The sequence below is a fragment of the Janthinobacterium leeuwenhoeki genome, assembly GCF_051380795.1.
Taxonomy (GTDB): domain Bacteria; phylum Pseudomonadota; class Gammaproteobacteria; order Burkholderiales; family Burkholderiaceae_D; genus Janthinobacterium.
The window spans coordinates 148,402-174,225 of sequence record NZ_JBNYXT010000004.1 but is presented as its reverse complement, the minus strand read 5'-3'; the positions used below and the strand labels follow the sequence as shown (position 1 = coordinate 174,225).

At 62.5% G+C, this 25,824-nt stretch carries 29 protein-coding genes; 17 read left to right on the top strand and 12 right to left on the bottom strand.

Annotated features, from left to right (window positions below; translation table 11 throughout):
- The first annotated feature begins 18 nt into the window (after positions 1-18).
- On the top strand, positions 19-699 hold the full coding sequence (locus ACQ4WS_RS05565) for a DNA alkylation repair protein (protein ID WP_436474409.1): 681 nt from the start codon (positions 19-21) through the stop codon (positions 697-699).
- 137 nt (positions 700-836) lie between these two features.
- On the opposite strand, the gene ACQ4WS_RS05560 is transcribed toward ACQ4WS_RS05565, so the two are convergent.
- Positions 837-1,730, bottom strand: a complete 894-nt coding sequence (locus ACQ4WS_RS05560) for a GNAT family N-acetyltransferase (protein ID WP_436474407.1) — start codon at positions 1,728-1,730, stop codon at positions 837-839.
- Positions 1,731-1,883: 153 nt separating this feature from the next.
- On the opposite strand from ACQ4WS_RS05560, the gene ypfJ reads away from it, so the two are divergent.
- Positions 1,884-2,777, top strand: a complete 894-nt coding sequence (gene ypfJ / locus ACQ4WS_RS05555) for a KPN_02809 family neutral zinc metallopeptidase (protein WP_436474405.1) — start codon at positions 1,884-1,886, stop codon at positions 2,775-2,777.
- A 74-nt stretch (positions 2,778-2,851) separates the two neighbouring features.
- Here ypfJ and ACQ4WS_RS05550 read toward each other — a convergent pair whose 3' ends face one another.
- The 4 genes from ACQ4WS_RS05550 to ACQ4WS_RS05535 all read right to left on the bottom strand — a co-directional run bounded on the left by ACQ4WS_RS05550 (position 2,852) and on the right by ACQ4WS_RS05535 (position 7,342).
- Positions 2,852-3,610 (bottom strand): substrate-binding periplasmic protein, encoded by a 759-nt coding sequence (locus ACQ4WS_RS05550; protein ID WP_436474403.1) that lies wholly within the window; start codon positions 3,608-3,610, stop codon positions 2,852-2,854.
- The gene (gene nadC / locus ACQ4WS_RS05545; RefSeq protein WP_436474401.1) at positions 3,610-4,476 is read right to left on the bottom strand and encodes a carboxylating nicotinate-nucleotide diphosphorylase; all 867 of its coding nucleotides are present in this window, start codon (positions 4,474-4,476) and stop codon (positions 3,610-3,612) included. The genes ACQ4WS_RS05550 and nadC overlap by 1 nt, the downstream gene beginning before the upstream one ends.
- Entirely contained in the window at positions 4,473-5,606 is a 1,134-nt protein-coding gene (nadA, locus tag ACQ4WS_RS05540; RefSeq protein WP_436474399.1) for a quinolinate synthase NadA, read from the bottom strand. Before nadA ends, nadC begins: the two co-directional genes overlap by 4 nt.
- A 137-nt stretch (positions 5,607-5,743) precedes the next feature.
- Positions 5,744-7,342, bottom strand: a complete 1,599-nt coding sequence (locus ACQ4WS_RS05535; RefSeq protein WP_436474397.1) for an ABC-F family ATPase — start codon at positions 7,340-7,342, stop codon at positions 5,744-5,746.
- 221 nt (positions 7,343-7,563) lie between these two features.
- On the opposite strand from ACQ4WS_RS05535, the gene ACQ4WS_RS05530 reads away from it, so the two are divergent.
- Both ACQ4WS_RS05530 and ACQ4WS_RS05525 read left to right on the top strand, forming a co-directional pair.
- Entirely contained in the window at positions 7,564-8,118 is a 555-nt protein-coding gene (locus tag ACQ4WS_RS05530; protein ID WP_436474395.1) for a DUF2939 domain-containing protein, read from the top strand.
- Positions 8,119-8,188: 70 nt separating this feature from the next.
- On the top strand, positions 8,189-8,863 hold the full coding sequence (locus ACQ4WS_RS05525) for a hypothetical protein (protein WP_436474393.1): 675 nt from the start codon (positions 8,189-8,191) through the stop codon (positions 8,861-8,863).
- 94 nt (positions 8,864-8,957) lie between these two features.
- On the opposite strand, the gene ACQ4WS_RS05520 is transcribed toward ACQ4WS_RS05525, so the two are convergent.
- The gene (locus ACQ4WS_RS05520; RefSeq protein ID WP_436474391.1) at positions 8,958-9,650 is read right to left on the bottom strand and encodes a DUF3334 family protein; all 693 of its coding nucleotides are present in this window, start codon (positions 9,648-9,650) and stop codon (positions 8,958-8,960) included.
- 299 nt (positions 9,651-9,949) lie between these two features.
- Positions 9,950-11,587 carry a methyl-accepting chemotaxis protein gene (locus ACQ4WS_RS05515; RefSeq protein ID WP_436474389.1) on the bottom strand — a complete coding sequence of 546 codons (1,638 nt, stop codon included), beginning with the start codon at positions 11,585-11,587 and terminating at the stop codon, positions 9,950-9,952.
- Positions 11,588-11,722: 135 nt separating this feature from the next.
- Here ACQ4WS_RS05515 and ACQ4WS_RS05510 point away from each other — a divergent pair, with 135 nt between their 5' ends.
- Positions 11,723-12,541 (top strand): AraC family transcriptional regulator, encoded by an 819-nt coding sequence (locus ACQ4WS_RS05510; protein WP_436474387.1) that lies wholly within the window; start codon positions 11,723-11,725, stop codon positions 12,539-12,541.
- A 39-nt stretch (positions 12,542-12,580) separates the two neighbouring features.
- On the opposite strand, the gene ACQ4WS_RS05505 is transcribed toward ACQ4WS_RS05510, so the two are convergent.
- Entirely contained in the window at positions 12,581-13,732 is a 1,152-nt protein-coding gene (locus ACQ4WS_RS05505) for a sensor histidine kinase (RefSeq protein WP_436474385.1), read from the bottom strand.
- A 174-nt stretch (positions 13,733-13,906) separates the two neighbouring features.
- On the opposite strand from ACQ4WS_RS05505, the gene ACQ4WS_RS05500 reads away from it, so the two are divergent.
- From ACQ4WS_RS05500 to ACQ4WS_RS05450, 11 genes are all read left to right on the top strand, one after another.
- Positions 13,907-14,224 (top strand): hypothetical protein, encoded by a 318-nt coding sequence (locus tag ACQ4WS_RS05500; protein ID WP_436474384.1) that lies wholly within the window; start codon positions 13,907-13,909, stop codon positions 14,222-14,224.
- Positions 14,225-14,344: 120 nt separating this feature from the next.
- Entirely contained in the window at positions 14,345-16,015 is a 1,671-nt protein-coding gene (locus tag ACQ4WS_RS05495) for a DUF6138 family protein (protein ID WP_436474382.1), read from the top strand.
- Positions 16,016-16,112: 97 nt separating this feature from the next.
- On the top strand, positions 16,113-16,805 hold the full coding sequence (locus tag ACQ4WS_RS05490) for a hypothetical protein (protein ID WP_436474380.1): 693 nt from the start codon (positions 16,113-16,115) through the stop codon (positions 16,803-16,805).
- A gap of 25 nt (positions 16,806-16,830) precedes the next feature.
- Complete coding sequence (locus ACQ4WS_RS05485) at positions 16,831-17,163, top strand: hypothetical protein (protein ID WP_436474378.1); 333 nt, start codon at positions 16,831-16,833, stop codon at positions 17,161-17,163.
- Positions 17,164-17,247: 84 nt separating this feature from the next.
- Entirely contained in the window at positions 17,248-17,895 is a 648-nt protein-coding gene (locus tag ACQ4WS_RS05480) for a hypothetical protein (protein WP_436474376.1), read from the top strand.
- Between the two features lie 81 nt (positions 17,896-17,976).
- On the top strand, positions 17,977-18,840 hold the full coding sequence (locus ACQ4WS_RS05475; protein ID WP_436474375.1) for an alpha/beta hydrolase: 864 nt from the start codon (positions 17,977-17,979) through the stop codon (positions 18,838-18,840).
- Between the two features lie 98 nt (positions 18,841-18,938).
- On the top strand, positions 18,939-19,793 hold the full coding sequence (locus tag ACQ4WS_RS05470; protein ID WP_436474373.1) for an undecaprenyl-diphosphate phosphatase: 855 nt from the start codon (positions 18,939-18,941) through the stop codon (positions 19,791-19,793).
- Positions 19,794-19,845: 52 nt separating this feature from the next.
- Positions 19,846-20,415, top strand: a complete 570-nt coding sequence (gene mntP / locus ACQ4WS_RS05465; protein WP_436474371.1) for a manganese efflux pump MntP — start codon at positions 19,846-19,848, stop codon at positions 20,413-20,415.
- 101 nt (positions 20,416-20,516) lie between these two features.
- Positions 20,517-20,723, top strand: coding sequence for a hypothetical protein (locus tag ACQ4WS_RS05460; RefSeq protein ID WP_436474369.1), 207 nt, complete (start codon positions 20,517-20,519; stop codon positions 20,721-20,723).
- Positions 20,724-20,960: 237 nt separating this feature from the next.
- A complete protein-coding gene (locus ACQ4WS_RS05455) occupies positions 20,961-21,266 on the top strand; it encodes a hypothetical protein (protein WP_436474367.1) in 306 nt (101 codons plus the stop codon).
- Between the two features lie 73 nt (positions 21,267-21,339).
- Positions 21,340-21,585: a hypothetical protein gene (locus ACQ4WS_RS05450; protein ID WP_436474365.1), complete on the top strand. Its 246-nt coding sequence runs from the start codon at positions 21,340-21,342 to the stop codon at positions 21,583-21,585.
- 6 nt (positions 21,586-21,591) lie between these two features.
- On the opposite strand, the gene ACQ4WS_RS05445 is transcribed toward ACQ4WS_RS05450, so the two are convergent.
- Positions 21,592-21,813 (bottom strand): hypothetical protein, encoded by a 222-nt coding sequence (locus ACQ4WS_RS05445; RefSeq protein WP_436474363.1) that lies wholly within the window; start codon positions 21,811-21,813, stop codon positions 21,592-21,594.
- Positions 21,814-21,957: 144 nt separating this feature from the next.
- Between ACQ4WS_RS05445 and ACQ4WS_RS05440 the strand changes: the two genes are divergently transcribed.
- On the top strand, positions 21,958-22,674 hold the full coding sequence (locus ACQ4WS_RS05440; protein WP_436474361.1) for an SOS response-associated peptidase: 717 nt from the start codon (positions 21,958-21,960) through the stop codon (positions 22,672-22,674).
- Here the strand turns inward: ACQ4WS_RS05440 and ACQ4WS_RS05435 are convergent.
- From ACQ4WS_RS05435 to ACQ4WS_RS05425, 3 genes are read right to left on the bottom strand one after another with little or no spacing between them, the layout of a single operon-like run.
- Positions 22,671-23,849, bottom strand: coding sequence for a DUF418 domain-containing protein (locus ACQ4WS_RS05435; RefSeq protein ID WP_436474359.1), 1,179 nt, complete (start codon positions 23,847-23,849; stop codon positions 22,671-22,673). The genes ACQ4WS_RS05440 and ACQ4WS_RS05435 overlap by 4 nt on opposite strands.
- A 14-nt stretch (positions 23,850-23,863) precedes the next feature.
- Positions 23,864-24,781 (bottom strand): muramoyltetrapeptide carboxypeptidase, encoded by a 918-nt coding sequence (gene ldcA / locus ACQ4WS_RS05430; protein WP_436474357.1) that lies wholly within the window; start codon positions 24,779-24,781, stop codon positions 23,864-23,866.
- A gap of 37 nt (positions 24,782-24,818) precedes the next feature.
- Positions 24,819-25,736, bottom strand: coding sequence for an alpha/beta fold hydrolase (locus ACQ4WS_RS05425; RefSeq protein WP_436474355.1), 918 nt, complete (start codon positions 25,734-25,736; stop codon positions 24,819-24,821).
- Positions 25,737-25,824 lie beyond the last annotated feature (88 nt).

The following is a 25,824-nucleotide window of genomic DNA, read 5'->3' as shown; positions in this document are numbered from 1 at the left end:
TGAACATGAGGAAACAGCATGGACTTGCACGCGGGTTTGAAAATTGCACTCGAAGCGGCGGCCGAACCGGGCCGCGCGGCGCCCATGCAGGCCTATATGCGCGACCAGTTCATTTTCCTGGGCGTGGCGGCGCCGCAGCGGCGGCTGGCCGCCAGGGGCTTGCTGGCGAGCTTGAAAGGCGTGGCGGCCGATGTGCTGCTGGAACACGCGCAACTGCTGTGGCAACAGCCGGAACGCGAATACCAGCATGTGGCGCTCGACATGCTGGCCCTGCACCGGCGGCAACTACAACCGGAGCACATCCCTGCCCTGCTGGCACTGGCGCGCCAGCGCGCCTGGTGGGACAGCGTCGACGGCATGGCGGGCATCGTCGGCGACGTGCTGCAAGCGGAAAAGCAGCGCGGCGGCGATTGCCATGTGCACATGGACGCGGCCTTGCGCCATGACGATTTCTGGCTACGCCGCATCGCCATGCTGCACCAGCTGGGCTGGCGCGGCGACACGGATGCCGGCTGGCTATTTGACGCGGCGCTGGCGCTGGCGCATGAAGACGAGTTTTTCATCCGCAAAGCCATCGGCTGGGCCTTGCGCGATTACGCGCGCCACGCGCCCGAGGCCGTGACGGCGTTTGCCAGCGCGCACCGCCAGCGGCTATCGGCGCTCAGCTACCGCGAAGCGCTGAAGCACCAGCCGCGCTGAACGCCGGCCCACCCAGCAGAAGCACCCAGGACGGTACGGGCACCAGCAAGCCTAACGCTATCTGCTGCAGCGGCTTGGCAATCACCAACGGCGAGCATGCCAATGGGGAAAAGGCGCCGTTGCCCTGGTAAGCAGCCTTACAGCCGCTTGTGCATGCGCGCCAGCGGCAGTTTGATGTCATCGGGCAAGTCGAGGTGAAAATCTTCCGTGACGGAGAAACCGCTGGCCAGGTACAGCGGCACGCCGGGCAAGGTGGCGGCCAGTTCCAGTGCACTGAAACCGGCGACCAGCGCCTGGCGTTCGCAATGGCGCATCAGCATGCTGCCCAGGCCTTGGCGGGCGGCGGCGGGTTCCACAAAGAAGGCGCGGATGCGGCCCGGCTGGCTGGCCGGATCGAGCAGCGGGTCCGGCCCGCTCTTGGCGCGGTCGGCGCCATACAGGGTGGCGCGCTGACTCCAGCCGCCGCAGGCCAGCATGGCGCCAGCGCGTTCGATCACGAAATACGTCCGGTCGGCAACGAGCTGCGTATCGACGCCGAACACATGGCGCGTCACGGACTCGGCCTGTTCCTGCGTATAAAACCCCGCGCTCAGTGCCACGCCGGAACGGGCAATCAGCACATCCATTTGCGGCACATCGGCCGGCAGCGCCACGCGCAGGCTGGTCAAGGCGCCAAAGCTGAACCAGGCACGGCTGATGCGTCCCTGCGCCACTTCATATGTGGCCACCAGTTCCTGCGCCGACACGCCATCGTCCGTGTCGCCATGGACGATTTCATGGTCGATCACCAGCTTGCCGCAGGCAATGCGGTTGAGCAACTGCGCCCGCGGCCGGCTGGCGGCGAAACGGGCCATGAAACGGGTGCCGATCTGCGCGCTGCCCGTGGCCAGCAAGGTATCGGGATGCTGGAATTGCTGCGCATCATCGGCATAGATGGTCAACAAGGCCGGCACGTCGTGTGCGTTGTAGGCGTCCAGTTGGGCCTGGACCACCGCCGTGGGCGAAATGCGTGTATCGTTGGCAAGCGCCATGCGTGCACCTGTTGTGATGTCGTTATAAAGTTGCAAAGCGTAACACTGTCGCCCCTGTCGCGGCGCGGTTTGCTGCGATAATTATAAGATTCGTCCCAAGAGCCATCTTGAGGCGTCACCAATTAATCGCAAATCGCAGCAGGAGTAGATATCATGAAATGGGAAGGCAATCGCGAAAGCGACAATGTGGAAGACCGCCGTGGCGAAGACGGTGGTGGGGGCGGCGGCGGTGGGGGCTTTGGTTTTGGCGGGCGCTCGATCGGCATCGGCACCATCGTCATCGCCCTCGTCGGCTCGTATGTGCTGGGCGTCAATCCCTTGACCTTGCTGAATCTGCTCAGCGGCGGTGGCGGCCAGGTCAGCACCCAGCAAAGCCAGGCGCCGGCGCGCCAACCACCCGAATCGGACGAGATGGCCCGCTTCGTGAAAACCGTGCTGGCCGATACGGAAGATACGTGGAGCGCCCTGTTCAAGGCCGAAGGCGGCAGCTACGTGAAACCCAAGCTGGTGCTGTTTTCCGGCAGCACGCCGACGGCCTGCGGCACGGGCCAGAGCGCCAGCGGGCCCTTCTATTGCCCCGGCGACCAGAAAGTCTACCTGGACCTCGATTTCTTCAAGCTGATGCAGCAGCGCTTCCAGGTCTCGGGCGAGTTTGCCGAAGCCTATGTGATCGCGCATGAAGTGGGCCACCACGTGCAAAACCTGCTGGGCTTGTCCGAGAAGGTCGACAAGGCGCGCCGCACGCAATCGGAGCGCCAGGCCAACGCCATGTCCGTGCGCCTGGAGCTACAGGCCGACTGCTTTGCCGGCGTGTGGGCGTATCACGCCAACGCCGACCGCAAGATCCTGGAACAGGGCGACGTGGAAGCGGCCCTGAAAGCGGCCACGGCCATTGGCGACGATGCGCTGCAGCGCCAGTCGCAAGGCCATGTCGTGCCCGACTCGTTTACGCACGGCACCTCGGAACAGCGCGTGCGCTGGTTCAACAAGGGCATCGAAAGCGGCCAGATTGCCCAGTGCAATACGTTTGAAGCACGCCAGCTATAGCCAGCTGTAGCTAGCTGTAGCTAGCTGCAAACACCACCCACGCATGCCGCCCTGCGGGACGGCATGCGCATGCATCAGGGTAGAGTAAGGTCGTAGCGCTTGCCCAGTCTTTTCAGCTCGCCCGTCTCGATCAGCTTATTCAGTTCCTGGTCGAACTGCAGGCGCAGCTTGTCGAAGGTGGGCGAGCGGGGGAAGGCGAAATAGCCGTTTTGGATGTCGATGACTTTGGGTAAAGGTTTCACCTGGCGCCCATAGCCGAGACGGGCTATAACGGGGTCGGTATTGCGGCGGTTGCTGACGAACACGTCGACGTGGTTGTGCACCAGCATCTTCAAGCCATTTTCCACATTGTTGGCCACGCTGACCTGCAAACCGGGCCGCACACGCTCCCATTCCGCGCCATAGGCCCAGCCATTGAGCAGCACCACCCGGCGGTTCTTCAGCACCGCGTAGTCGCCATCACAGCCAAAGCTGGCGTCCTGGCGCGTATAAAAGACCATCTGGTCCTGGTAAAACGGCTTGTCGGAAAACGCCATGCTGGCGATGCGCTCGGGCGTCTTGTAGGGGCCGATCAGGATATCGGCCTGTCCCTGCACCAGCATGGCTTGCGCGCGCGCCCACGGCACCATGCGAAAACGCACGGTGTTGCCCGTGCGCGCCGCCATCAGGCGCAGCAGTTCCGCGCCCAGGCCAGCATATTCACCGCTGTCCTGATACTCGAACACGTGCTCGAACTGCGCGCCCACGGCCAGCAGTTCGCGCGCCTGCGCCGGCACGGCAAATGCCGGCCACAGCAGCGCCAAGGCCAGCAGGCGCCGCCCTGCTCCGTTCATCAGCCGACGATGCGCAAGGAGTAATCGGTGGCCCGCACATCCTTGGTCAGGCTGCCGATCGAGATGCGGTCCACGCCCGTTTCGGCAATGGCGCGCACGGTGTCGACATTGATGCCGCCCGACGCTTCGAGCAAGGCCCGTCCATGCGTCAATGCCACGGCGTCGCGCATCATGTCGTTGCTGAAGTTGTCGAGCAAGACGGAGACGGCGCCCGCGTCCAGCGCTTCCTGCAATTGCGCCAGGGTTTCCACCTCGATTTGCACGGGCACGCCCGCGTCGAGCTTGCGCGCATTTTCCAGGGCCTGGCTGACGCCGCCGGCGGCCGCGATATGGTTTTCCTTGATCAGGATGCCGTCATACAGGGCCAGGCGCTGGTTCTTGCCGCCGCCGACGCGCACAGCATACTTTTGCGCCAGGCGCAGGCCAGGCAGGGTCTTGCGCGTGTCGAGGATGGCGGCCTTGGTGCCGGCGACCACATCGACATACTGGCGCGTGGCCGTGGCGACCGCCGACAGCAGTTGCAGGAAATTGAGGGCGCTGCGTTCGGCCGTGAGCAAGGCGCGCGCCGGGGCTTGAATCGTGCAGACAACGCTGTCGGCCGTCATCATGTCGCCTTCGGCGTAATGCCAAACGATGTCGATGCTGCGGTCCAGGCTTTTCATGATGCCTTCGAACCACGGCGCGCCGCACAGCACGGCCGCTTCGCGCACGATGACACGCGCCGTGACGATGTGATCAGGTGGCACCAGCTCGCCCGTCAGGTCGCACTGGCCCACGTCTTCCAGCAAGGCAGCCAGCAAATTGCCTTCGAACGCGCGCGCCAGGGCCGGATCAAAAGGAGCGAATGAGTTAACGAGGGTACTCATGCTGGACCGATTCCTTGGAACAATGTGGTTTCTTTTGCCAGGTCCGCGCCTGGCTTGAGGCCCGCCTTCTTGGCGGCGGCGAAATCGAGCATGCGCTTGATCGAGCGCACGGCCAGCTGGCCGACGGCGGGATCGACGTGGATTTCGTTGTGCATGTTTTCCAGCGTTTGCGCCAGGTTCAGCAAGCCATTCATGGCCATCCACGGGCAGTGCGCGCAGCTTTTGCAGGTGGCGCTGTTGCCGGCCGTGGGCGCTTCAATGAAGCGCTTGCCCGGTGCGGCCGCGCGCATCTTGTGCAAGATGCCGTTATCGGTGGCGACGATGAAGGTATCCGTGTCCATGGTTTGCGCTGCCGCAATCATTTGCGACGTCGAGCCCACCATGTCGGCCAGCGCCACCACGTTCGCGGGCGACTCCGGATGCACGAGCACCTTGGCTTGCGGATACTCTTCCTTGAGCAGATCGAGTTCAATGCCCTTGAATTCGTCATGCACCAGGCATGAACCCTGCCACAGCAGCATGTCGGCGCCCGTCTGCTTCTGGATATACGAGCCCAGGTGTTTATCGGGCGCCCAGAGGATTTTCTTGCCCTGCGCATGCAGGTGAGCAACGATGTCGAGGCCGATGGATGAGGTCACCATCCAGTCCGCGCGCGCTTTTACAGCCGCGCTGGTGTTGGCGTAGACCACCACCGTGCGGTCTGGATGGGCGTCGCAAAAGGCCGTGAATTCGTCCACCGGGCAACCAAGATCGAGCGAACAGGTCGCGTCGAGGTCGGGCATCAGCACGGTTTTCTCGGGACTGAGGATCTTGGCCGTTTCGCCCATGAAGCGCACGCCGGCCACGACCAGGGTCTTGGCCGGATGGTCGCGCCCGAAGCGGGCCATTTCCAGGGAATCGGAGACGCAGCCGCCCGTGGCTTCGGCCAGGTCTTGCAGGTCGGCATCAACGTAATAGTGGGCAACGAGCACGGCTTCGCGCTCGATCAGCAGGCGCTTGATGCGCGTGATCAGTTCGGCTTTTTCGGCCGGGGAAGGCGTCGCTGGCGTGCGTGCCCAGGCGTGGGCAGTGCAGCTGGCTCCGTCTTGTGGATGTTCATACTCGACGGATTTGATGGCTAAAGTTTGCATGGCTGTGTCAAACAAAAACGGGATAGACCGGCACGAACGCAATGAAGCTGGTGCGCCGGAACGAAAGTACCGCGGCGCGTCGGTGTGCTGCTGCCGGATGGGAGGCTGACGCGCCATCCGGCATATTGCCTTAGATATTAATCAATACCCTGGCTCTTCAAATAGTCTTCGTAGTTGCCACGGTAATCGACCACTTCATCTTCCTTGATCTCGATGATGCGGTTGGCCAGCGAGGACACGAATTCGCGGTCATGCGAGACGAAGATCAGGGTGCCCGCGTATTTTTCCAGCGCGATGTTCAAGGACTCGATCGATTCCATGTCCATGTGGTTGGTCGGCTCATCAAGCATCAGCACGTTGTGGCGGCCCAGCATCAGCTTGCCGTACATCATGCGGCCTTTTTCACCACCGGACAGTACTTTCACGGCCTTTTTCACATCGTCGCCACCGAACAGCAAGCGGCCCAGGATGGAGCGCACGGCCTGGTCGTCGTCGCCCTCTTTCGTCCACTGGCCGATCCAGTCGGTCAGGTTCGTGTCTTTGGCGAAATCTTCCGTCGGGTCTTGCGGCATGTAGCCCACGTTGGCGTTTTCCGCCCACTTCACGCGGCCCTGGTCCGGCTGCAGGCCGGCGATGTCGCCCGCGATGCAGCGCAGCATGGTGGTCTTGCCGGCGCCGTTGGCGCCGATGATGGCGATGCGCTCGCCCGCTTCGACCATGATGCTGAAATTCTTGAACAGCTGGCGGTCGAAGCCTTTCGAGATGTTCTCGACTTCCACGGCCAGGCGGTGCAATTTCTTTTCGCCGTCGAAACGCACGAACGGATAGGCGCGCGACGATGGCTTGATGTCGTCGACCTTGATCTTTTCGATCTGCTTGGCGCGCGATGTCGCCTGGCGCGCCTTGGATTTGTTGGCGGCGAAGCGGCGCACGAATTCCTGCAGCTCGGCAACCTTGTCTTTCGCTTTCGCATTGTTGGCCAGTTGCTGGTTGCGCGCCTGGGTCGAGGCGAACATGTATTCGTCGTAGTTGCCCGGGTAAATCTTCAGGGTGCCGTAGTCCATGTCCGCCACGTGGGTGCACACCTGGTTCAGGAAGTGGCGATCATGGGAAATGATGATCATGGTGGAATTGCGCTCGTTGAGCACGTCTTCCAGCCAGCGAATCGTGTTGATGTCCAGGTTATTCGTCGGCTCGTCGAGCAGCAGGATGTCCGGATTCGAGAACAGCGCCTGCGCCAGCAGTACGCGCAGCTTCCAGCCTGGCGAGACATTGCTCATCGGGCCTTGATGCAGCTCAATGGCGACGCCGGCGCCCAGCAGCAGCTCGCCGGCGCGCGATTCGGCCGTGTAGCCGTCGTATTCGGACACTTTGCCTTCCAGATCGGCCGCCTGCATGTAGTCGTCGTCGGTCGCTTCCGGGTTCGCGTAGATCGCGTCGCGTTGCTGGATGGCGGCCCACATTTCCGTGTGACCCATCATGACGACGTCGAGCACACGCATGTCTTCAAACGCAAATTGATCCTGGCGCAGCTTGCCCAGGCGCTCGTTGGTATCGAGCATGACGTTGCCGCCCGACGGGTCCAGGTCGCCGCCCAGGATTTTCATGAACGTCGACTTGCCGCAGCCGTTCGCGCCGATCAAACCATAGCGGTTGCCGTCGCCGAACTTGACGGAGATATTCTCAAACAATGGCTTGGCGCCAAACTGCATCGTAATATTTGCTGTAGATAGCATGTGATATTGGGTCTTTATTGAGTTAAAACAGCTAGTTAAGTACTTTTCTCCCATTATACAGCACCCACCCTCATCACTCTATGGTGGCCGCAGGCAGCCCACCAGGCGCGACGGAGAAAAGCAGGATGAGGATGATGGCAAGAAAATATTATTGCCGTACTTTCATTTAACAGCTACGCTGCGCTGGCAGCGTTTTTCTTCTCCCACCCTATAGGTATCACTTGAAAAAAATCACCCTCGCCGTCGCCGTCGCCGTCATTGCCGTCGCCGCCACCGCCTACGCTTCGCCCTACTACACCTTGCACCAGATCAAGACCGCACTGGCCGAGCGCAACGCCGACGCCCTGGCCACACACCTGGACTTCCCCGCCCTGCGCGCCAGTGTCAAGACGCAACTGGAGGCCAGCATGGCGCGCAGCATTGCGGCAACCGCCGGCAGCGACAACCCGCTGGCAGCCCTGGGGCAAAGGGTCGCCAGCGCCATGCTGGGCAAGATGGTCGACACCATGGTCTCGCCCGCCGGCGTGGTGGCGCTGGTCAACAAGAGCGCCGTCAGCCCGCAAGCAGATGCGGATACGGGCGCAAAACCGGATGCGACGGCCGATGGCGCAGGGAAGAAGGCCGACTATTCGGCAGGCTATGCCGGCGTGAACACTTTCGTCGTGCGCGCCAAGGATGGCACTGCGCAGGAAGGCGCACTGGTCTTGCTGCGCCATGGCGTGTGGGGCTGGAAACTGAGTTCGATCGAGATTGCGTCGGCGATGGCCGCGCGTTAGCAGGGAGCGCGCATGCGCAAGCAATCTGATACACAATGCGTGTCACTTGTATCAGATTGCAGGAGATTTCATGCTGAAACACACGGCCTTATCGCTGTCCATGGCCCTTGCCAGCGCCACACCATCCGCCCATGCCATCGATGGGACTGCTGCCGCCGAGCGCAGCCACTCCGTCGCCTCGCGCATGCAGGCGGAAACGTCCAGCGCCGCCGATCCGCGAACTCCTGCGCCGCTGCCCGTGCCCAGCGACATTTCGCTGGCCGAACTGGAACGCCGCCTGGCGCTGGGCCAGGCGCAGGCCGCCGAAAAACACTTTAGCAGCGCGCTCGACCCGGCCGCGCTGAGTACCTTGGTGCAACAGATGGGGTGCCAAGATATTGTCGGCGTGCAGCCGTTCGGTTTCCCGCTCGATCAAACGCAGCCGACCCTCCTGAGCGGCGCACACCTGCTGGCCCGCTGCCCGGACAGAGCTTACGTGACGATCACGGCCATGTCGATGGCGGGCAAGACGGGCAAGCGCGTCAGCATCTCACCGCAGTCGTTCAAGCAGACGGTGGCTGGCAAGCCCGCGCGGCGCCTGTATTACAAGGCGCCCAGTGGCCGCCAGAAGGAAACGCTGACCATCATCGATGGCAGTTATGTGTATGCGCTTGAGTACTGGTCGCTCGATGACAGCCAGCAGAGCGGCATGGTCGGCATGCGCCGCATGGAAACATTGGCGTTACCACAACAACAAAAGAAGTGATCTTGCAGGGACGAGCCCGGAGCAAAGCCTAGTCGGCCGTAAACGGCAGTGGCCGGCGGCAAACTTGCCGCCGGCCACGTTCAGACACCGTTGCTTACATGCCCAGGGACTTGAGCAGGTCGGCGTTATCGTCGTCTTCCGGTTGCGCTGCAGGCGCCGGGGCGGCGTCGCGTTCGCGGTTCGCGTATTCCGTATCCATCAGCGAGTCGGCATCGACTTCGCGCGAATCGAAATCGTGCAATTTGATAAACTCGGTACGGTCGATCGCCAGTTCCAGATAGAAAATATTGTTCTTTTCCGTGTAGAAAGTGACGCGGCGCATTTCCGGGCGGTCCAGCGGCGTATCGACACTCAGCATCACCTGCTTGTTCAGCACCAGCATCTTCGGCTGGCTCTGGGTGATATTCGTTTGCAGTTCGCGCCGCACCTTGCCCGTGAAGTCGCCCACGATCTGGTTCATCAGCTCGCCCATGATGTTCGACACTTCGTCCGACGTGTAGAAATTGGCCAGTTCCGACTTCGGCATACCCATGTGCAACATGTAGCGCTCGTAGATTTCCATCGCCGTATCGGCGGCAAAATTGAGCACCACCAGGCCCGTGAAACCACCATCGAACATGACGAAGCAACCGATGTCCGGTTTCAGGCCGGTCTTGGTGATGCGCTGCACCATGCCTGAATAATTGACTCTACTTTGCGTTGCAACGTTGAGCACCCGAACCACCGAGTTGCACAAACTCATCAACAAATCTTCTGTACCGTACACAACATCCTTTTCTGCATCCATGAGCAACCTCTCCAACTATTTTAAAGATGACAGCACTGTTTCCCTGCCCGCCGCGCGCCGAAACACGACCGTTTCGCTCAGCTGTCGGACGACTTCACCTTTGCATGCCTGACCTTGCGTGGCAGCGCGCGCCGCGTTGCCGCTGGCACGAACCGCCCTCTTACCTTTTTCTGTATAGAAATAAGTATCATGCGCAGAATACCCAGATGTCACATTTCCGTCCAGCCATACCTGCATTTACTTGACGATCTGTGCGGAAATGCCATACGCCGCCATCCCCAGCGCCACGGCGACGGAGCTTAGCAGCGCATGTTCGATGCCAGGGCCGGGCGCGTGGCAAGCCGTGGCGCGCCGTGCTGCGTGGCCGGCGGCGCGTCCGTCAGGCGAAATACTTGCACGACCTGCGACAGCTGCGCCGCCTGATCCTGCATGGCATTGGCCGCGGCCGCCGCTTCCTCGACCAGGGCCGCATTTTGCTGCGTCACCTGGTCCATCTGGCTGATGGCTTCATTGACCTGCTCGATGCCGAGGCGCTGCTCTTCGCTTGCATCCGTGATCTCGCCGATGATGGCGCTCAGGCGCTGCACACTGTCGACGACGTCCTGCATGGTGGTACCGGCCTCGTTGACCAGCTTGCTGCCCGCGCCCACCTTGTCCACCGAATCATCGATCAAGCCCTTGATTTCCTTGGCGGCACTGGCAGAACGGTGGGCCAGGTTACGCACTTCCGTGGCAACCACGGCGAAGCCGCGTCCCTGCTCGCCCGCACGGGCAGCCTCTACGGCCGCATTCAGGGCCAGGATATTGGTCTGGAAGGCGATGCCGTCGATGACGCCGATGATGTCGGCAATCTTGCGCGAGGAATCATTGATCGAACCCATGGTCTGTACCACTTCGGACACCACCGCCCCGCCTTTGACGGCCACGGCGGATGCGGCCGATGCCAGCGAGCGCGCCGCCAGCGCATTGTCCGCGTTCTGCTTGACGGCCGCAGTCAGCTCTTCCATTGAAGACGCCGTTTCTTCCAGCGAACTGGCCTGCTGTTCCGTGCGCGACGACAAGTCCATATTGCCCGCCGCGATCTGGCTTGATGCCGTGGCAATCGTCTCCGTGCCGCCGCGCACCTCGCCCACGATGCGTACCAGGGCCGCATTCATGTCGCGCAGGGCGGCCATCAACTGCCCCGTTTCATCGCGCGAACGCACGTCGATATGGCTGCCCAGATCGCCTTGCGCCACGCGCTTGGCCAGCGCCACGGCGGCGCCCAGGGGAACGGTGATGTTGCGGGTCAACCAGATGGCCAGGACTGCCGCCAGCAGGACGGCGACGGCGCCTCCACCCAACAGCACCAGCGTGGTGCGCGTCTTCAGGGCGGCAGCCTCGTCGGCGCGCTGCGCCAGCAGCATACTTTCCGTCTTGCCTATGTCGGCCAGCAAGACGCGCATCGCATCCATGGCCGACTTGCCCTTGCCCGCCTGCTCGGCCGCCACGACCGCATCGAGGTTGCCATCGGCGGCCGCCGCGCGGCGCAGGGCGATCACGGGCTCGATGGCGCTCGCCTGCCACTGTTGCCGGGTACGCTCCAGCACCGCCAGGCGCTCCTGCTGCGTTGGGTTGTCCGCCGTCAGAGCGCGGATCTTCTGCAAATGCTCGCCAAAACTGCGCTGGCCCGCGACCAGCGGCTCCAGCGAGCTATCCTTGCCGGTCAGGGCAAAGCCCCGCTGGCCCGTTTCGATATTGATCAGGCTTTCCAGCAGGCTGCTTGCCTCGGCCAGTACCTCGTAGGTATGGATGTTCAAGCCATTCGCCTCGCCCAGCCGCGACAAATTCGTTTGTGCGGACGCGACCAGTATCGCCAGCAAGGCGACGACGGCGCCAAAGGCCAGATACAGGCGGGTGCCGATCTTTAAGTTGGACAATGCGTTGGACAATGCCATGGTGACTCTCCATTCAGGTGGCGTAGTAAAGAAATGTTGTCCAGGACAAACATCGGGCCATCATCATAGCGATAAAAATGGAAACATTAGTTGCCGTTAGTCTACAATTTATATCTTTCCGTCTCTTTGTTAACCATGGATCGTCTGTCTGCCCTGTTGATGCGCATGGAACTCTCTGCCGACACCTTCTTCGAGGGCGCGTTTTGCGGCAGCAACCACTTTCCGGCCCAGCCTGGAACGGGCCACCTGCACCTGGTGCGGCGGGGACCTGCGACCTTCACCCACGCCGATGGCAACTTGCTGCAGGTCGACGTGCCCTCGCTGGTGTTCTATCCGCGCTCGCTGGCGCATGGCCTGGACACGGGCGCCGGCACGGCACGGCTGCTGTGCGCCACCGTCCGCCTGGCGGGCGATGGCGATGCCGTACTCGATAAGCTGCCGCCCTGCCTGCACATCCCGCTGGCGCAACTACCGGCCATGGCCGGCGTGCTCGACCTGCTGTTCGATGAAGCGCAGCTTGGGGGGCTGGGGCAGAAACTGGTGCTCAATCGCCTGTGCGACGTGCTGCTCGTCCAGTTGCTGCGCCATGCACTGGCCAGCAAGCTGATATCGGCCTCGCGCCTGTTCGGTCTGTCCGATACGGCCCTCGCCAAAGCCCTGGCAGCCATGCACGACCATCCCGGGCGCCGCTGGAGCGTGGCATCGCTGGCAAGCTTGTGCGGCATGTCACGCAGCCGCTTCGCGCGCCAGTTCCACGCGGTCATCGCTTGTCCGCCAGCCCAATATCTGACCAGCCAGCGCATGCTGCGCGCCCAGGCGCTGCTCAAACAAGGCTGGTTGGTGCAGGATGTCGCGCTGGAAGTAGGCTATGGCAGCCAGCCGGCCTTCACCCGGGCCTTCCGCGCATGCACCGGCCTGTCGCCACGCGACTGGCTGGCACAGGGCGGGCGCTAGCAGTCGCGCCATGGCATAGGACATGGATGGCGCGCCCGTTCATGGCACGGGGGTGGTGACGCCCCCCGCATGCCGGGGCAGGTCGATAATGAAGACGCAGCCATGGCCAACCACGCTTTCCACGCTCAAGGTGCCAGCATTCGCTTCCACGCTGCGCCGGGCAATCGACAGGCCCAGTCCCAGGCCGGTCTTGTTGGCGCCGGCTTGCGTAAATGGCAGAAACATGTCATCCGCGACCTCGGGCGCCAGACCGGAGCCGTTATCTTCTACTTCGATCCGGATACGCTCCCCTTTCGCATACGCGCGCAGCACCACCGTGCCCTTCGGCGCGCCAAACTTGAAGGCATTCTGCAGCAAATTGCCCACGGCAGAGAGCAGCAAATCCTTGTCAGCAGCGAGCTGCAGCGAGGGATCGACCTCTTCCACGATCAAGGTGCAATGCAGCAAGTCCGCTTCCAGCCTGGCCGAATAGCTCAGTTCACTGATGAAGTTGCTCAAGAAGAAGGCTGAACGCTGCAAGCTCAGGCCCGCCTCTACCCGCACCTCCGCCAGGGAGCGGTCGATCAGGGTACGCAAACCCACGAGGCTACGGTCCAGCACGGCCCCGGTCGCGCCCGCTACACCCATGCCACCCTGCTTGAGCGCAGAGACAGCCAGGCCGGCCGTTCCCAGGTGATTGCGCAGTTCATGGGCAAAGTAGCCGATGCGCTGGCTCAATGCCAATGCCTGTTCATTGGCAATCAGCACGTCGCGCCGCTGGGCAAATTCCGACACCGCTTCGGCAATGCCGTTGTCGAGGCAGCGGTTCAGCGTCCTGAATTCCTCGACGGCGAATTGTTCATCGAGCACCACGGCAAGATCGCTGACCGCCTGGCACAGGTCGCCATAATCGTGCACTACCTGGCTGATAGAATAGCCGAGCGCCAGCAATTGCCCGCCGTGCGTGCTGGCACTGCCGGCCAGTTCCGATATGCCAGCCGCATTGCCGTCAGCGGAGCCGGAAATGGCCAGGCTTTGCCCCATCTGGCCCGCCTCTTCCGCCTTCAGGGTGCGGATCAGCTGATCCAGAAAGATGGGTATGCCATGTTGCAACTGTTGATCGGTCGGCAAGCGCAACGGCCTCTTGGCGACTTTCTCTCGGCAACGGCGCTCCAGCTCGGCGCGATTTTCGGCTAGGAATGTATGCATCATGGCGTTTCCAGCAATCTCAATGATTAAGAATAAGCAAGCCTAGCGTGGTGAGCTGTCAAGTACCGTCTGCTACCGAACATAGTTGCGCGCACACCCGCCTCACGCCGTGCAGCGCACGCGCCGGCCATCTACTGTGCTATTGTCAGCATGTACTTAATCACGCAGGTGTCAAGCATGCACAACATTGTTACCAGCGTCTCGTTCCGCTACATCGATCCGCGCCACAAGGAGCCGGGCCCGAGCCGGGAATTCATCAATCAGAACATTCTGCTGCCACCGGGCGCCCATCTGCCGCGCATGGGCGAAGCGATCGAACTGATGCACTGGGACTTGAACCGCGACATGAAGTCCGGCGTGTATTCGGTGCTGTTCATCCACACACGCATCGCCCTGTTTGATGGCAACGACAAGCCTTCAGGCTGGCACACCACGATCACCGTGGGACCGCTGTCCGATGACATCGATGTGCGCTTCCTCACCGCCCCTTCCTGACAACCGTGTGCCCCTTGTTGCGGCCAGGCCTGGCCACTTAAAATAGTGATTTATATTAAATATTGCGCGTGACGCCATGCGTTGGCTTTGTCACGTGCAATGCATGAGAAGACAAAATAGATGAGCACACTTCAAGAACAGGCAACGACAGAAATGATGGCGGCCGTAGAGGCGTGGTTTGTCGAGCGCCTACAGCGCACCGACCTGGAAAGCGCCGTGAATCGCACCACCTTGCAGATGGGCATCTTCAGTGATTTTTTGCTTGACTACAAACCCGGACGCACCACGGCTGACGATTTCCAGCTGACTGATACCGATGCATTCGCACCAAAGACGCCATCGCGCCTCGATGAAGCCGTCGTGCGCGACAGCATCGCACCCCAGCTGGTTGCCATGGTGCAAGCGAAGCTGGAAACACTGGCCGACACGCCCCTGATCGACTACCGCTTCAGCTTTCGCGGGAAATTCCAGACGGCACAGGGCAAGCTGCACCTGAACCTGCTCGACTATGTCAACGAAGGCAAGCGCATAAGCTTGCTCGAACGCATACACACGTACATCACGCAAAAACTCGAGGGCGGCAACCGGCCGACGAAAAAGCTGGAAACCTTCTTCCTGGCACGTCACCTGCTCGATCCCCACCTGTTTCCGCAGCCTGATATCGCCTGGACGATCGCACAATTCGAGCGCATCGAGCAGCTCAACAAGTCACGCCCGCAAGCGCTGGCAGAACATCGCGGCGATATCATCCAGGCCGTGTCGGCCTGGGCGGAAAAGCAGTTTCTGCCGCAGTTCTATGACGTGCAGAAATCAAGCTACCGCGCCACCGAATACACCTTGAAAACGGGCGCGGCGAACGATACACAGGCGCTGCAGCCGATCGACTTGCTGCTGTATGGCGCCGTGATGATATTGCGTCACGAACCGAGCTACGCCAAATCAAAGGGCCTCAAATTCCTGGAAATCGCGCGCGAACTGGGCAGCGAACGGGCCGTGCGCATGCTCCAGGAAGGCAGCGGCACCTTCCCCGATGCCGACATCCACGTGAAAAATGCGCTGCTGGAATGCCGCGCCAACGATGTGTTTGCCACGATCAGCATCACCATCGCCCAGGAAGAGGAAGGCGCGTATGCGCAGGCGCTGGCCTTCATCACGCATTTGCTGCAAAACGGTTTCCCGAAAAGCTACCAGATCAAGCTCAAATCCAAGGCCAAGGCCTATCTGCCCATCAAGGGACTGGCGAAATCGGACACGCACCGCTTCTTTGCCAACGCCCTCGCCTATGCACCCCTGCAGCCACAGCTGGAAGCGTATGCGCGCGCGGCCATCGAAGAATTCGAATTCTATGCCGACACGGAAGGCGAAAAGAATTGCATGCCAGGCAGTTACGCCACGTTTGGGCTGGGCTTGCTCGACTCTCGCTTTTTCCCCCTGGTGCAGCACTACATGGCCAACGTCGACGAGGAACACCAGTGCGTGCAGGACCAGTTCACGGCCGCCTTTGCCGAACAGCATGGCGTCACGACGGATTCTATTCCCGTGCTGGCGGCGTGCCTGCGCGCCTGCACGGATAACGCAAAGGTGAAAATCCAGGCAGAACTGGAAGACGTGGAGAAACTGGAACTGTTCTACCAGCAACTGCAAGGGCTGGAAGGCTATCTGATCGAACACATGCTGTATCCGGTCTGGGGCAAACTGGAAAAACTGGCAACCCTGGCGCGCAAGGCGGACGGCCGGCGCAAGGAGCTGCTGCTGGCCTTGCTGGCGGCGGCGAGCAAGGCGGACGCCTAAAGTGCGCAACGTTATGACTTTCACCATATACAATGCGGGCGCCAGAATTGCCTCAAAGCATTTTTTGGCGCCTGACATTGAATCGTGGAGAAAATACATGCATCAAACACAACAAACATCGCACACCGCCCTGATGGCCACCGTCTTTGCCGCCGCCGTGGCAATGGCCCAGCCCACCATCGCCGCCGAAGCACCAGCCGTGGAGCTGGTGCCGGTCGACGTGGCCAATCTGTACATCAAGACCATCATCAACCACGATGAAGCCAGCGTCGCCAAGCTCAACGCCTACCTGCGCCCCACCCGCCTGGCGGGCCAACAGAGCGCCGAGTACGCGTCGTACAGCGGCTTGAAGGAAACGGACGCCAAGTTTCCAAAGGAAACCGGCAAGCTGATCGCCGACCTGTTCCCCGCCGCCATGCACGCGGCCGTGACGCCGGCCGCCGAACTGCTGGCCGCGAATGTCATCGCCGCCAAGAACGGCGCCGTGTGCCAGGCCACCAAGGCGGACCCGGTGACGGTGGAAAACGGCATGCAGACGGCCGCCGTCAGCTTCGAATGCCAGGTCGTCAAGGTGCCTGTGGCATGGGCGGCTGCCGCGCAGCAACTGGCGAAAAGTGGTTGCAAGGTCGAGCAATGCAAGGCCGGCCTGCAAAAGATCGCCGCAAGCTACACAAGCTCGCCGAAGCAGACCTGGCGCGCCGTGTTTGCCGTCAGCCGCGAAAAGAACTCGGAAGCCTGGCGCAACGATTTCGCGCGCGAAACCTTCGATGAAATCTGGGAATACCTGTAATCCTTCACGGATCGATAAACCGCCGATGGATGAACCCAAACTGACCCCAGTCGCCCAGCCAGCAGGCCTGGCCCTGCTGCGCCTGCTCGATCCCGACTATGTGGAGGGGGCGGTGGTCCAGCAAGCGCTGGCACAAGACTTGCCTGTCCTGCACAGCAAGCAATTGCTGGCGCTGCTGCGCCGGCTGCGTGCCGCGCAATCCAACCAGCAGGATTATGCGGGCGCCAGCGTCGAGCAGGCCGAACAGCTGTTCGGCGCCGCCATCGCCGCCGTCAAGGCGGAGCTGGCCACACGCCCGCACATCCCCAACAAGCAGGAAGCGAAGGCCTTGCGCCAGGCAGCGGCAAAGAAACGCTGAGCGGGTCTGCGGTGCGCGGGCGGGCACGGCCCTCCTTCTATAATCGGTGACAATACATTATTTCCCGCACTGAAAGGACTCCCCATGCCCACACGATTTTCCCGCCATGTAGTCGGCTGCGCCGTACTTGCCTTCTCCGCTCTGGCCACCATGCAAGCGGCCCATGCCCAGTCACAGCCGACAGGCCCCATCGACGCGCACGCCGTGTGGCAGGAACGCTCGCTGTCGGCCTGCCGCAGCGAACAATCCCAAACTGCGCCCGATGTCTGCCTGCTGCGCACCATGCAGCGCTCCGGTGCGCACCCGCAAGCCATCACCGCCGCCAGGATGCTGGTGAAAGCGGACAAGGCGGGCTTCATCTCCGCCTGGCGCCCGCTGGGCAAGGCAGCGCTGGCCACCGTCACCTATCCATTCCGTGCCAACACGAATGAAGGCACCTTGCTGATCGGCAGCGATGGCGCGGCCATCGACGTCGACGAGGGGTCCGTGCGCGAGGAAGACCGCGCCACACCCGCCTGGCGCGCGTTTGCCGCCGCCCATCCGGACGCCGTGCCGTTTGCGCCCGCCGACTTCGTCGGCAGCACGGCCACCGGCGATGGCGGCCAGAGCGTGCTGTTTTCCACGCCCCTGATCACCTGCCACGCCTGCGCCGAGGATGGCGCCCTGCTGGTCGCCTACACGATCGACAAGGCCGGTATCGTGCGCGAGCGAAAACTCTTGACGATCAAGTAAGGCTGCATCAAAGATAAGATAAAATTGCCCGATGGCATGTACGAGTACATGCCATCGATCCACTACTTATCACAGGAAACCATGCGCCGCTCTTGCCTTGCACTGCACCTCACCGCCGCCCTGCTGCTGTCCAGCCCCTTCCACCTCGCCACCGCCGCGCCCGCCGCCACCGCTACCTCCAGCGCGGCCACGCCGCTCATGATCGGCGAAAGCTTCAGCATCGATTCGCAGGCACTGCAGGAAAAACGCCACATCAATGTGTACATGGCGCGCGCCTGGGATACGCCGCCCGATTCACCGTTGCCCGTGCTGTACATGCCGGACGGCGGCGTGGCCGAAGATTTCCTGCACGTGGCCGGCTTGCTGCAAGTGTCGGTGGCGAATGGCACGATGCGCCCCTTCATGCTGGTCGGCATGCAAAACACGCAGCGCCGGCGCGATTTGACGGGCCCGACAGACAGCGCCGAAGACCGCAAGATCGCCCCCGTGGTAGGCGGCGCTCCCGCCTACCGGGTCTTCATCCGCGATGAATTGATGCCGGAAATCAAACGGCGCTACCGCACGACGGGCGAAACGGCCATCGTCGGCGAGTCGCTGGCGGGCCTGTTCGTGGTGGAAACCTATCTGCTGGAACCGCAGTTGTTCGACCATTACCTGGCATTCGACCCCAGCCTGTGGTGGAATCAGGGCGCCCTGGCACGCCAGGCGGCAGCCCTGCTGGCGAAAGGCGCGCCAGGCAAGCGCAGCCTGTACCTGGCGTCCAGCAGCGAAGCGGGCATCGCCGTGGAGGTACAGCGCCTGGCCGGGGTGCTGGAAAAACAGGCGCCACCCGGCTTGCAATGGCACCTGGAAAAGATGCCGGAAGAGACCCATGGCACGATCTATCATCCGGCCGCCCTGAAGGCTTTCCGCGCCGTGTTCAAGCCGCAAGGACCGGCCAACTAAAGCAACATGGACAAACTGTAATCTGGCAAGGGACGCGCCCACAGGATCGGGCGGGTAAAATCGGCGGCCTTGCTTTTCCCGCCTGCGTCCAGATACCCATGAGCTTCTTGCAACTATTTATTCTTTCCATCATCCAGGGCTTCGCCGAGCTGCTGCCCGTCTCCAGCTCCGCCCACGTCATCATGGCGGAAAAACTAATGGGCCTGGATCCCACATCGCCCGAGCTGACCATGCTGCTGGTGATGCTGCACACCGGCACCATGTTCGCCGTCATCGTGTATTTCTGGGCATCCTGGCGCGCCACGTATTTCAGTTCGACCGCCGCCTTCCGCAGCAATGTGCTGCTGCTCGCGGTCGCCACGGCGCTGACAGGCATCGTCGGCTTCGGCTTGCTGAAAGCGATTACGCACATCATGAGCAAGGATGCGCCCGGTTTTGAAATCGAGCACCTGTTCGGCAACGCGAAACTGATGGCTGCCGCGCTGGCCGCCGCCGGTGTGCTGATCATCGTGTCGTCGCGCTTGCAAGCGCGCCAGCATGGCACCTTGTCCATCGGCAAGGCGATGCTGATCGGTGCCGTGCAAGGCCTGTGCCTGCCCTTCCGCGGCTTTTCCCGCTCGGGCGCCACCATTTCCGCCGGCATCGCCATGGGCGTGCCGCAGCGCCGAGCCGAAGAATTCAGCTTTGCCCTGGCCGTCGTGCTGACGCCGGCCGTGCTGGCCAAGGAAGGCTGGCGCTTTTACCAGGCCGTCGCAAATGGCAGCCTGGAGCATCTGGAACACGGCAGCAGCCTGCTGCACCTGCTGGCACCCAGCCTGCTGGGCATGCTGCTCTCCTTCCTGGCCGGCTTGCTGGCCTTGCGCTGGCTGTCGCGCTGGCTGGAACAGGGACGCTGGCATTTCTTTGGTGCCTATTGCCTGGCCGCTTCCATGGTCGTGCTGTACGTGGGGTAAAATCGCCGGGTTTCTCAATAACCATCCCAGCCAGCTCCACTGAAAGCCAACGATGAATTTCGCCGCCACCGCCGCCCTCTCGCTTGCCATGTCCACCGATGCCTTCGCGGCCGCCGTGGGCAAGGGCGCCGCCCTGCACAAGCCGCAATGGCGCGAGGCGCTGCGCACAGGCCTGATCTTTGGCGTCATCGAAGCCATTACGCCCATCATCGGCTGGGCCTTGGGCAGCGTGGCCGCGCCTTACGTGGAAGCGTGGGACCACTGGATTGCCTTCAGCCTGCTGGGCATCATCGGCCTGTTGATGATACGCAATGCCCTTGGCGACACCGACGAAGAGGAAGCGCCGGCCCAGTCGCACTCGTTCTGGGTGCTGGCCGTGACCGGCCTGGCCACCAGCATCGACGCCATGGTGGTCGGCGCGGGCCTGGCTTTGCTGGGCGCCAACATCGTCGTCACGGCGGCGGCCATCGGCTTTTCCACCTTCGTCATGGTGACGCTGGGCGTGATGCTGGGCCGCGTGCTGGGCACGGTAGCAGGCCGGCGCGCCGAGCTGGTGGGTGGCCTGGTACTCATCGTCATCGGCTGCGTGATCCTGTACGAGCATATCGGCCACGCCGCCTGAAGCCTGGCAAGGACCACGCACGCCACGGCAAGCGGCATGGACCAAGCTCCACTTTGTGCTACATTCAAGGCTCTGCAATCCTGTCTCGCAAGGTGACCACCATGGAAACTCTTGAGCTGCTTTTTGCCTCGCTGGTGCGCGAAACGGCCGAATCGATACGCGACCACCACGTCCCTTTTGCCATTAAACACGACGAGCGCGCCTATTTCGAGTGGATGGATGAGCATCCGGTGAATGGCTATATCCAGGAAGCGTATCGGGAGATCGAAGAGACAGCCCAACAGATCCGCGCCATTCGCGCGGGATGATGACGGCTGCCGCAAGCTACTGCGCGGGGGGCTTTGCGGCTGGCGATGCTCACCGCACCAAAGTGCGCTTGCGCTTCTCAGCCACACATCCCCTCCGCTCGCTACGCTTGCAGCAGCCGTCGTGACGTGCGTTGGATCGTCGTCAAGAATTTGAGTATTGAGCGAGATCAATTACTCAGCTGTTCGATACGCGTAAAAAGGTCTGGGCCACGACAATCAGATCTGGAGGCGGGAGACATGGATCAGCAACAAAAACACCGGATCAGGGGTTACGAATTTCATGTGGCAGGGGCGCTGGAGAAGGATGGGCGCTATCGGGGCATGATTTTGATCAGCAAGCGCGGCGATACGCTGCAGGTGTACGCCAAGCCCGTGCTGATCGAGACGGCCAGCAGTTTCAAGTCCGCGCATGCGGCCTTGATCGAGGCATCGGCGTATGCCCAGGAACTGATCTATAACGGCGCCATCAAGGCGTTGCTGCCGGCCGATGCGCCGCTCGCCGGAAAACAGCTGCCGCAGCCGCAAGATTTCGTTGGCAACTGACGCTGGCAAGTCCATCCGGCCACCCGGGCTGGCGCGTATAATGACGCGCTTTCCCGGATAAAAACTCAGAACCATGGAATTTGTGAATTTACCGCTGGTGTTTCTGGTCGGCTGCGCGCTGATCGCCTTGCTGGCGAAGAAAAATGGCTACTCGTGGTACCTGCTTTTCTTTGCCATCGCCGTGCCCGCGCCGCTGCTACTGTTGGCCTTGCCCCATGTGCTGGGCGTGGAGACCGCTTCCCTGACCTCCGTACGGCTGGGCGCCGCCCTGCTGCTCCCGTTCGCAGGCCTGCTGCTGGCCCTGCGGCGCAAGCGCTAAGACCACTCAGCGTGCCGGCACGCCATCGGCCAGGCGCCAGCCTATCGACAGGGCCAGTTGCTGTGCTTCTTTCTCATTGCTGCAATCGTCATAGTCGCAGGTGTCCGCATACGCGCCGCACGCCTGGTTCTGGCTGATGTACGAGCCGACCCAGCGGCCATCGCGGCGCTGGCTGGCCGTGGCGCTGATGGTAAAACCTTTGTGGATGGTGGGATTTTCAAACAACATAGTTCCTCCGGTGCAAGAAACGTCAGGAAGCTGACTGGTCTCCACTGTGCGCCACCTGCCGCCCCCAGTCTGTACGTTTGACCACACACAGGAAGAGCGCACGCGCCTGCCCACGCGGCGCGGGGCATCGGGTATGATTTCAGCATGTGTGGACGATTCGATCAAAATGACACGGCGCGCGTGCTGGCGTCATCCTTCGGCTGGACTGACGCGGTGTTCGACAGCGAGGCCGAGCCGCACCTGAACGTGTCGCCTGGCGCTTACCGGCCCGTGCTGCATATCCAGGCTGGCGTACACCGGGTCGATGATGTCTTCTGGGGCTACCGCCCCGCCTGGGCCGCGCAAGCCGTGCCCGTCCCCGGCAAGAAAAAAATTCCCATCGCCATCAATGCCCGCCTGGAAAAATTGGCTGGCGCCTACTGGAAGCCCTTGCTGCGCGCGGGGCGCGGCATCGTCAGCGTTTCCGGCTGGTATGAATGGACGGGAGAAAAAGGCAGCAAGCAAGCCTGGCACATCCACCGCCGCGACCGCGCGCGCCTGTTCCTGCTGGCGCTGGCCCAGTTCGGTCCCTACAAGCACAACCGCGAGGAAGCCGGCTTCGTGCTGGTGACGGCCGACAGCCTGGGCGGCATGGTCGATATCCACGACCGCCGCCCCGTGACCGTCAGCCTGGAAGACGCGCACCGCTGGCTTGACCCCACGCTCACTGCCGAGCAAGCGCTGCACCTGGCGCGAACCTGCATGTTGGACGTGGGCCTGTTCGAGTGGCATGCCGTCGATCATCCGCTGGCGCCGTCCGTCAAGGCCAAGGCACCGCCAGCAGCCGCCACGCAGGGCGCCTTTGACTGGGGAACGGATTAAGGCAGCCGCGCCAGCCGGCGCCACAGCGCTTCCATCGGCCCTTGGCGGAAGGTCTGCAGCCAGTAACGGCTGAGTAGCATCTGCCCCGCCATGATCAGCACGGCCAGGCCCAGCATCTCGGCCGGACGCAAACGGGCGCCCCAGCCCAGGCCCGGCCCCTGCAGCAGCCAGGTACCGATCAGCGATTGCAACAGATAATTGCTCAGCGCCATGCGGCCCACAGGTGCCAGCCATGCGCCCAGCCAGCGTAGCATGAACGGTCCGGCCAGCATCAGCGCGGCCACGTAGCCGGCCGCCAGCAAGGGGCCGCCGGCGAACAGGCCCACTTCGAACAGGGCCGTGTCGAACACGGTTTGATACGGATCGGCCACCTGCCACGCGATAGCCCCCGCCGCCAGCAGGTTGAACGGCAAGCCCACGCCCAGCCCCACGGCACACACGCGGCGCCACAGGCGCTGGTGGCGCCGCGGCTGCGTCAGCCAACCGCAGCGTACGGACAAAATGCCCAGCAGGAACAGCACGATGATATGCGGCAGCATGACGGCGGCGTACAGCAAGGAGACGAGGAAATCGTTGGCGCGCAGCCTGGCCACGGCCCACGCGCCGCCCTGCGTGTAGGTGGCGTAACGCTGCGCGAAGCCTTGCAGGTCGCCCGCGATATCCGGCGCGCCGCCCTGCTGGCCCACAGGGATCAAGAGACACATGAATAATAGAAAGCCGGCCGCCACCAGCCAGACGCGGTTGCGCACGCGGCTGAGCCTGGCGGATGCCAGGGGCAGGATCAGCATGCCGGCCACCGCATACGAGGTCAGCACGTCGCCGCTCCAGATGAGGAAACCGTGCAGCAGGCCGCATGCCAGCAGCCAGCGCAAACGGCGTCGATAAACCGCTTGCGCCTGCTCCCAGCTGCCCAGTTGGCGTTGCAGGGAACGTGTCTGTAAGGCAAAGCCGGCGCCAAACAAAAACGCGAAGATGGGATAAAACTTGAATTGCGCCAGCGCCGCAACCGAAAAAATGACCAGCTGGTCGAGCACGGGCGGCTGCGCCGGCAAGGTGCCGTAGCGCAAGGAAATCGTGCCCCAGGCAAAGCCCCAGATATTCACCAGCAAGATGCCAAACACGGCGATGCCGCGCAGCACATCGAGCTGCAGCAGGCGTCCGGGTTTGGCGGACATGGAGTTCAGGGCGTTCAGGGGCGCGCCAGGGTGGGATAGTCGCCCACCTGCAGGCTGAAGCCGGACGCATCCGATTGCAGGCTCGCCTGGCCGCCGAACGGCAAGGTGACTCGGCGGCGGATGTGGCCGAATTCGAGTCCCGTCAACACGGGCACGGGCAAGCGCTGGCGCACGTAGGCCAGCATGGCGTCTACATCATAACCGTTATCCATGGGGCTCAATTTATAGCCGGAAAAGTCACCGAGCACCACCGCTTGCTGGCGGCCAATGACACCCGCGTGCAGCAATTGCAGCAGCATGCGCTCGACCCGGTACGGGTGTTCATTGACGTCTTCCAGGAACAGGATGCCGCCATCGATTTCCGGGAAATATGGCGTGCCCAGCAAGTGCACCAGCATGGCCAGGTTGCCGCCCCATAATGTTCCCTTGACCGCGACCTGCGGATTGCCCGCTGCCGTGCCCGTGACCGTGTGCGTGGGGCCAGCCAGGCACGACCACAGTTGATCGAGCGTAAATTGCTCGGGCTCATCGCGGATGAAATCGTCGCAGAGCATGGGGCCGGCAAAGCTGGCGCGGCCCGTTTTAGCCAGCAAGCCCATGTGGAAGGCCGTAAAGTCGCTATAGCCGACAAACAGTTTACGGCTGTCGGCCATGGCCTGAAAATCGATGTCGGGCAGGATGCGGCTGAGGCCGTAGCTGCCGCGCAAGGCGATCACCACTTGCACGGCCGGGTCGGCTGCCGCCGCGTTCAGCTGCGCCAGACGCCCCGCATCCGTGCCGCCGAAGCGCTGGAATTTCTGTTCGTGGTCGTAGTAATTGTGGACGGTGGCGCCTTGCGCCTGCAAGCGGGCGATGCCGCGCGCCAAAGCCGCCTCGTCGGGCGCATAACCGCCCGGCGCGACGATGGCGATGCCAATCTCAGGTGTCTTCAAAATATGCCCGGCTAGTCAAGTGGTGCGCGCGCCTGGCTCAAGCTGGCTGGGAGCGCATCTGGGGCGCCATCTTACCTTGCAGATGCACATCGATCAAGGCGAGCAGGCGCTCGATCAGCTGGGGCGGCATGTCGTGCCCCATGCCTTCGATCACTTCCAGCCGGGCGCCCGGGATCAGCGCCGCCGTATCGATGCCGCAGGCGACGGGTATCAGGGGGTCGGCCGCGCCATGGATCACCAGCGCCGGACAACTGATGCTCGGCAGCAAAGCCGTGCGCTCGCCCGAGGCGGCAATGGCCACCATTTGCCGCGCCACGCCTTCCGGGCAACTGCCGCGCTGCAACGCCGCTTCGATGCGCTGGTACAGCAGTTTTTCCGAGACGGGATAGGCGGGGCTGCCGATGACGCGCACGGTGGACGCCATGTGCGCCATCAGCTCGGCGCGGCTGGCGTTGCGTTTCGGACGTTGCAATAAAGCGTTGCGCGCTGCCCGCGTGGGGCCGGGCAAGCCGCGCCGGCCGCTGCTCGACATGATGGAAGTCAGGCTGAGCACCTGCTGCTGCGCGCGCGCCGCCATCACTTGCGCGATCATGCCGCCCATCGACACGCCGATCACGTGCGCCTGCGCAATGCGCAGGGCCGCCAGCAAGCCCAGCGCGTCGTCGGCCATGTCATTGAGGGTATAGGAAGTTTTCAGGGGCCAGCCGACCAGGTTTTTCACGTAGGCCAGCGGCAAATACGGTTTGCCCGCCTGCGCCATCTTGCTCGACAGGCCGCTGTCGCGGTTGTCGAACCGCACCACCCGAAAGCCTTGCTCGACGATGCCTTCGACGAAGTCCGCCGGCCAGGCGATCAGTTGCATGCCCAGGCCCATGACCAGCAGCACGCACGGATCGTTGGGGTCGCCGTGGCTCTCATAAGCTATGTTGAGGCCGTTCGCCATGATGGTTGCCATGATTGCCTCTCTTCCAGGAACCAGCACGCAGGCACGATCGCTGCGGCCTTGCAATCAGCATACCACTATTGTGATCTTGCCATCATGA

Excerpts from the sequence above, each read along its gene's own strand:
- nadA (WP_436474399.1), bottom strand. The coding sequence starts at position 5,606 with ATGCAAACTTTAGCCATCAAATCCGTCGAGTATGAACATCCACAAGAC.
- ACQ4WS_RS05565 (WP_436474409.1), top strand. The coding sequence starts at position 19 with ATGGACTTGCACGCGGGTTTGAAAATTGCACTCGAAGCGGCGGCCGAA.
- ACQ4WS_RS05455 (WP_436474367.1), top strand. The coding sequence starts at position 20,961 with ATGGATCAGCAACAAAAACACCGGATCAGGGGTTACGAATTTCATGTG.
- ACQ4WS_RS05535 (WP_436474397.1), bottom strand. The coding sequence starts at position 7,342 with ATGCTATCTACAGCAAATATTACGATGCAGTTTGGCGCCAAGCCATTG.
- ACQ4WS_RS05500 (WP_436474384.1), top strand. The coding sequence starts at position 13,907 with ATGCACAACATTGTTACCAGCGTCTCGTTCCGCTACATCGATCCGCGC.
- ACQ4WS_RS05485 (WP_436474378.1), top strand. The coding sequence starts at position 16,831 with ATGGATGAACCCAAACTGACCCCAGTCGCCCAGCCAGCAGGCCTGGCC.
- ACQ4WS_RS05425 (WP_436474355.1), bottom strand. The coding sequence starts at position 25,736 with ATGGCAACCATCATGGCGAACGGCCTCAACATAGCTTATGAGAGCCAC.
- ACQ4WS_RS05490 (WP_436474380.1), top strand. The coding sequence starts at position 16,113 with ATGCATCAAACACAACAAACATCGCACACCGCCCTGATGGCCACCGTC.
- ACQ4WS_RS05475 (WP_436474375.1), top strand. The coding sequence starts at position 17,977 with ATGCGCCGCTCTTGCCTTGCACTGCACCTCACCGCCGCCCTGCTGCTG.
- ACQ4WS_RS05525 (WP_436474393.1), top strand. The coding sequence starts at position 8,189 with ATGCTGAAACACACGGCCTTATCGCTGTCCATGGCCCTTGCCAGCGCC.
- ACQ4WS_RS05560 (WP_436474407.1), bottom strand. The coding sequence starts at position 1,730 with ATGGCGCTTGCCAACGATACACGCATTTCGCCCACGGCGGTGGTCCAG.
- nadC (WP_436474401.1), bottom strand. The coding sequence starts at position 4,476 with ATGAGTACCCTCGTTAACTCATTCGCTCCTTTTGATCCGGCCCTGGCG.
- ACQ4WS_RS05445 (WP_436474363.1), bottom strand. The coding sequence starts at position 21,813 with ATGTTGTTTGAAAATCCCACCATCCACAAAGGTTTTACCATCAGCGCC.
- ACQ4WS_RS05440 (WP_436474361.1), top strand. The coding sequence starts at position 21,958 with ATGTGTGGACGATTCGATCAAAATGACACGGCGCGCGTGCTGGCGTCA.
- ACQ4WS_RS05495 (WP_436474382.1), top strand. The coding sequence starts at position 14,345 with ATGAGCACACTTCAAGAACAGGCAACGACAGAAATGATGGCGGCCGTA.
- ACQ4WS_RS05470 (WP_436474373.1), top strand. The coding sequence starts at position 18,939 with ATGAGCTTCTTGCAACTATTTATTCTTTCCATCATCCAGGGCTTCGCC.
- ACQ4WS_RS05480 (WP_436474376.1), top strand. The coding sequence starts at position 17,248 with ATGCCCACACGATTTTCCCGCCATGTAGTCGGCTGCGCCGTACTTGCC.
- ACQ4WS_RS05450 (WP_436474365.1), top strand. The coding sequence starts at position 21,340 with ATGGAATTTGTGAATTTACCGCTGGTGTTTCTGGTCGGCTGCGCGCTG.
- ACQ4WS_RS05505 (WP_436474385.1), bottom strand. The coding sequence starts at position 13,732 with ATGATGCATACATTCCTAGCCGAAAATCGCGCCGAGCTGGAGCGCCGT.
- ACQ4WS_RS05435 (WP_436474359.1), bottom strand. The coding sequence starts at position 23,849 with ATGTCCGCCAAACCCGGACGCCTGCTGCAGCTCGATGTGCTGCGCGGC.
- mntP (WP_436474371.1), top strand. The coding sequence starts at position 19,846 with ATGAATTTCGCCGCCACCGCCGCCCTCTCGCTTGCCATGTCCACCGAT.
- ACQ4WS_RS05460 (WP_436474369.1), top strand. The coding sequence starts at position 20,517 with ATGGAAACTCTTGAGCTGCTTTTTGCCTCGCTGGTGCGCGAAACGGCC.
- ACQ4WS_RS05550 (WP_436474403.1), bottom strand. The coding sequence starts at position 3,610 with ATGAACGGAGCAGGGCGGCGCCTGCTGGCCTTGGCGCTGCTGTGGCCG.
- ypfJ (WP_436474405.1), top strand. The coding sequence starts at position 1,884 with ATGAAATGGGAAGGCAATCGCGAAAGCGACAATGTGGAAGACCGCCGT.
- ACQ4WS_RS05510 (WP_436474387.1), top strand. The coding sequence starts at position 11,723 with ATGGATCGTCTGTCTGCCCTGTTGATGCGCATGGAACTCTCTGCCGAC.
- ACQ4WS_RS05515 (WP_436474389.1), bottom strand. The coding sequence starts at position 11,587 with ATGGCATTGTCCAACGCATTGTCCAACTTAAAGATCGGCACCCGCCTG.
- ACQ4WS_RS05520 (WP_436474391.1), bottom strand. The coding sequence starts at position 9,650 with ATGGATGCAGAAAAGGATGTTGTGTACGGTACAGAAGATTTGTTGATG.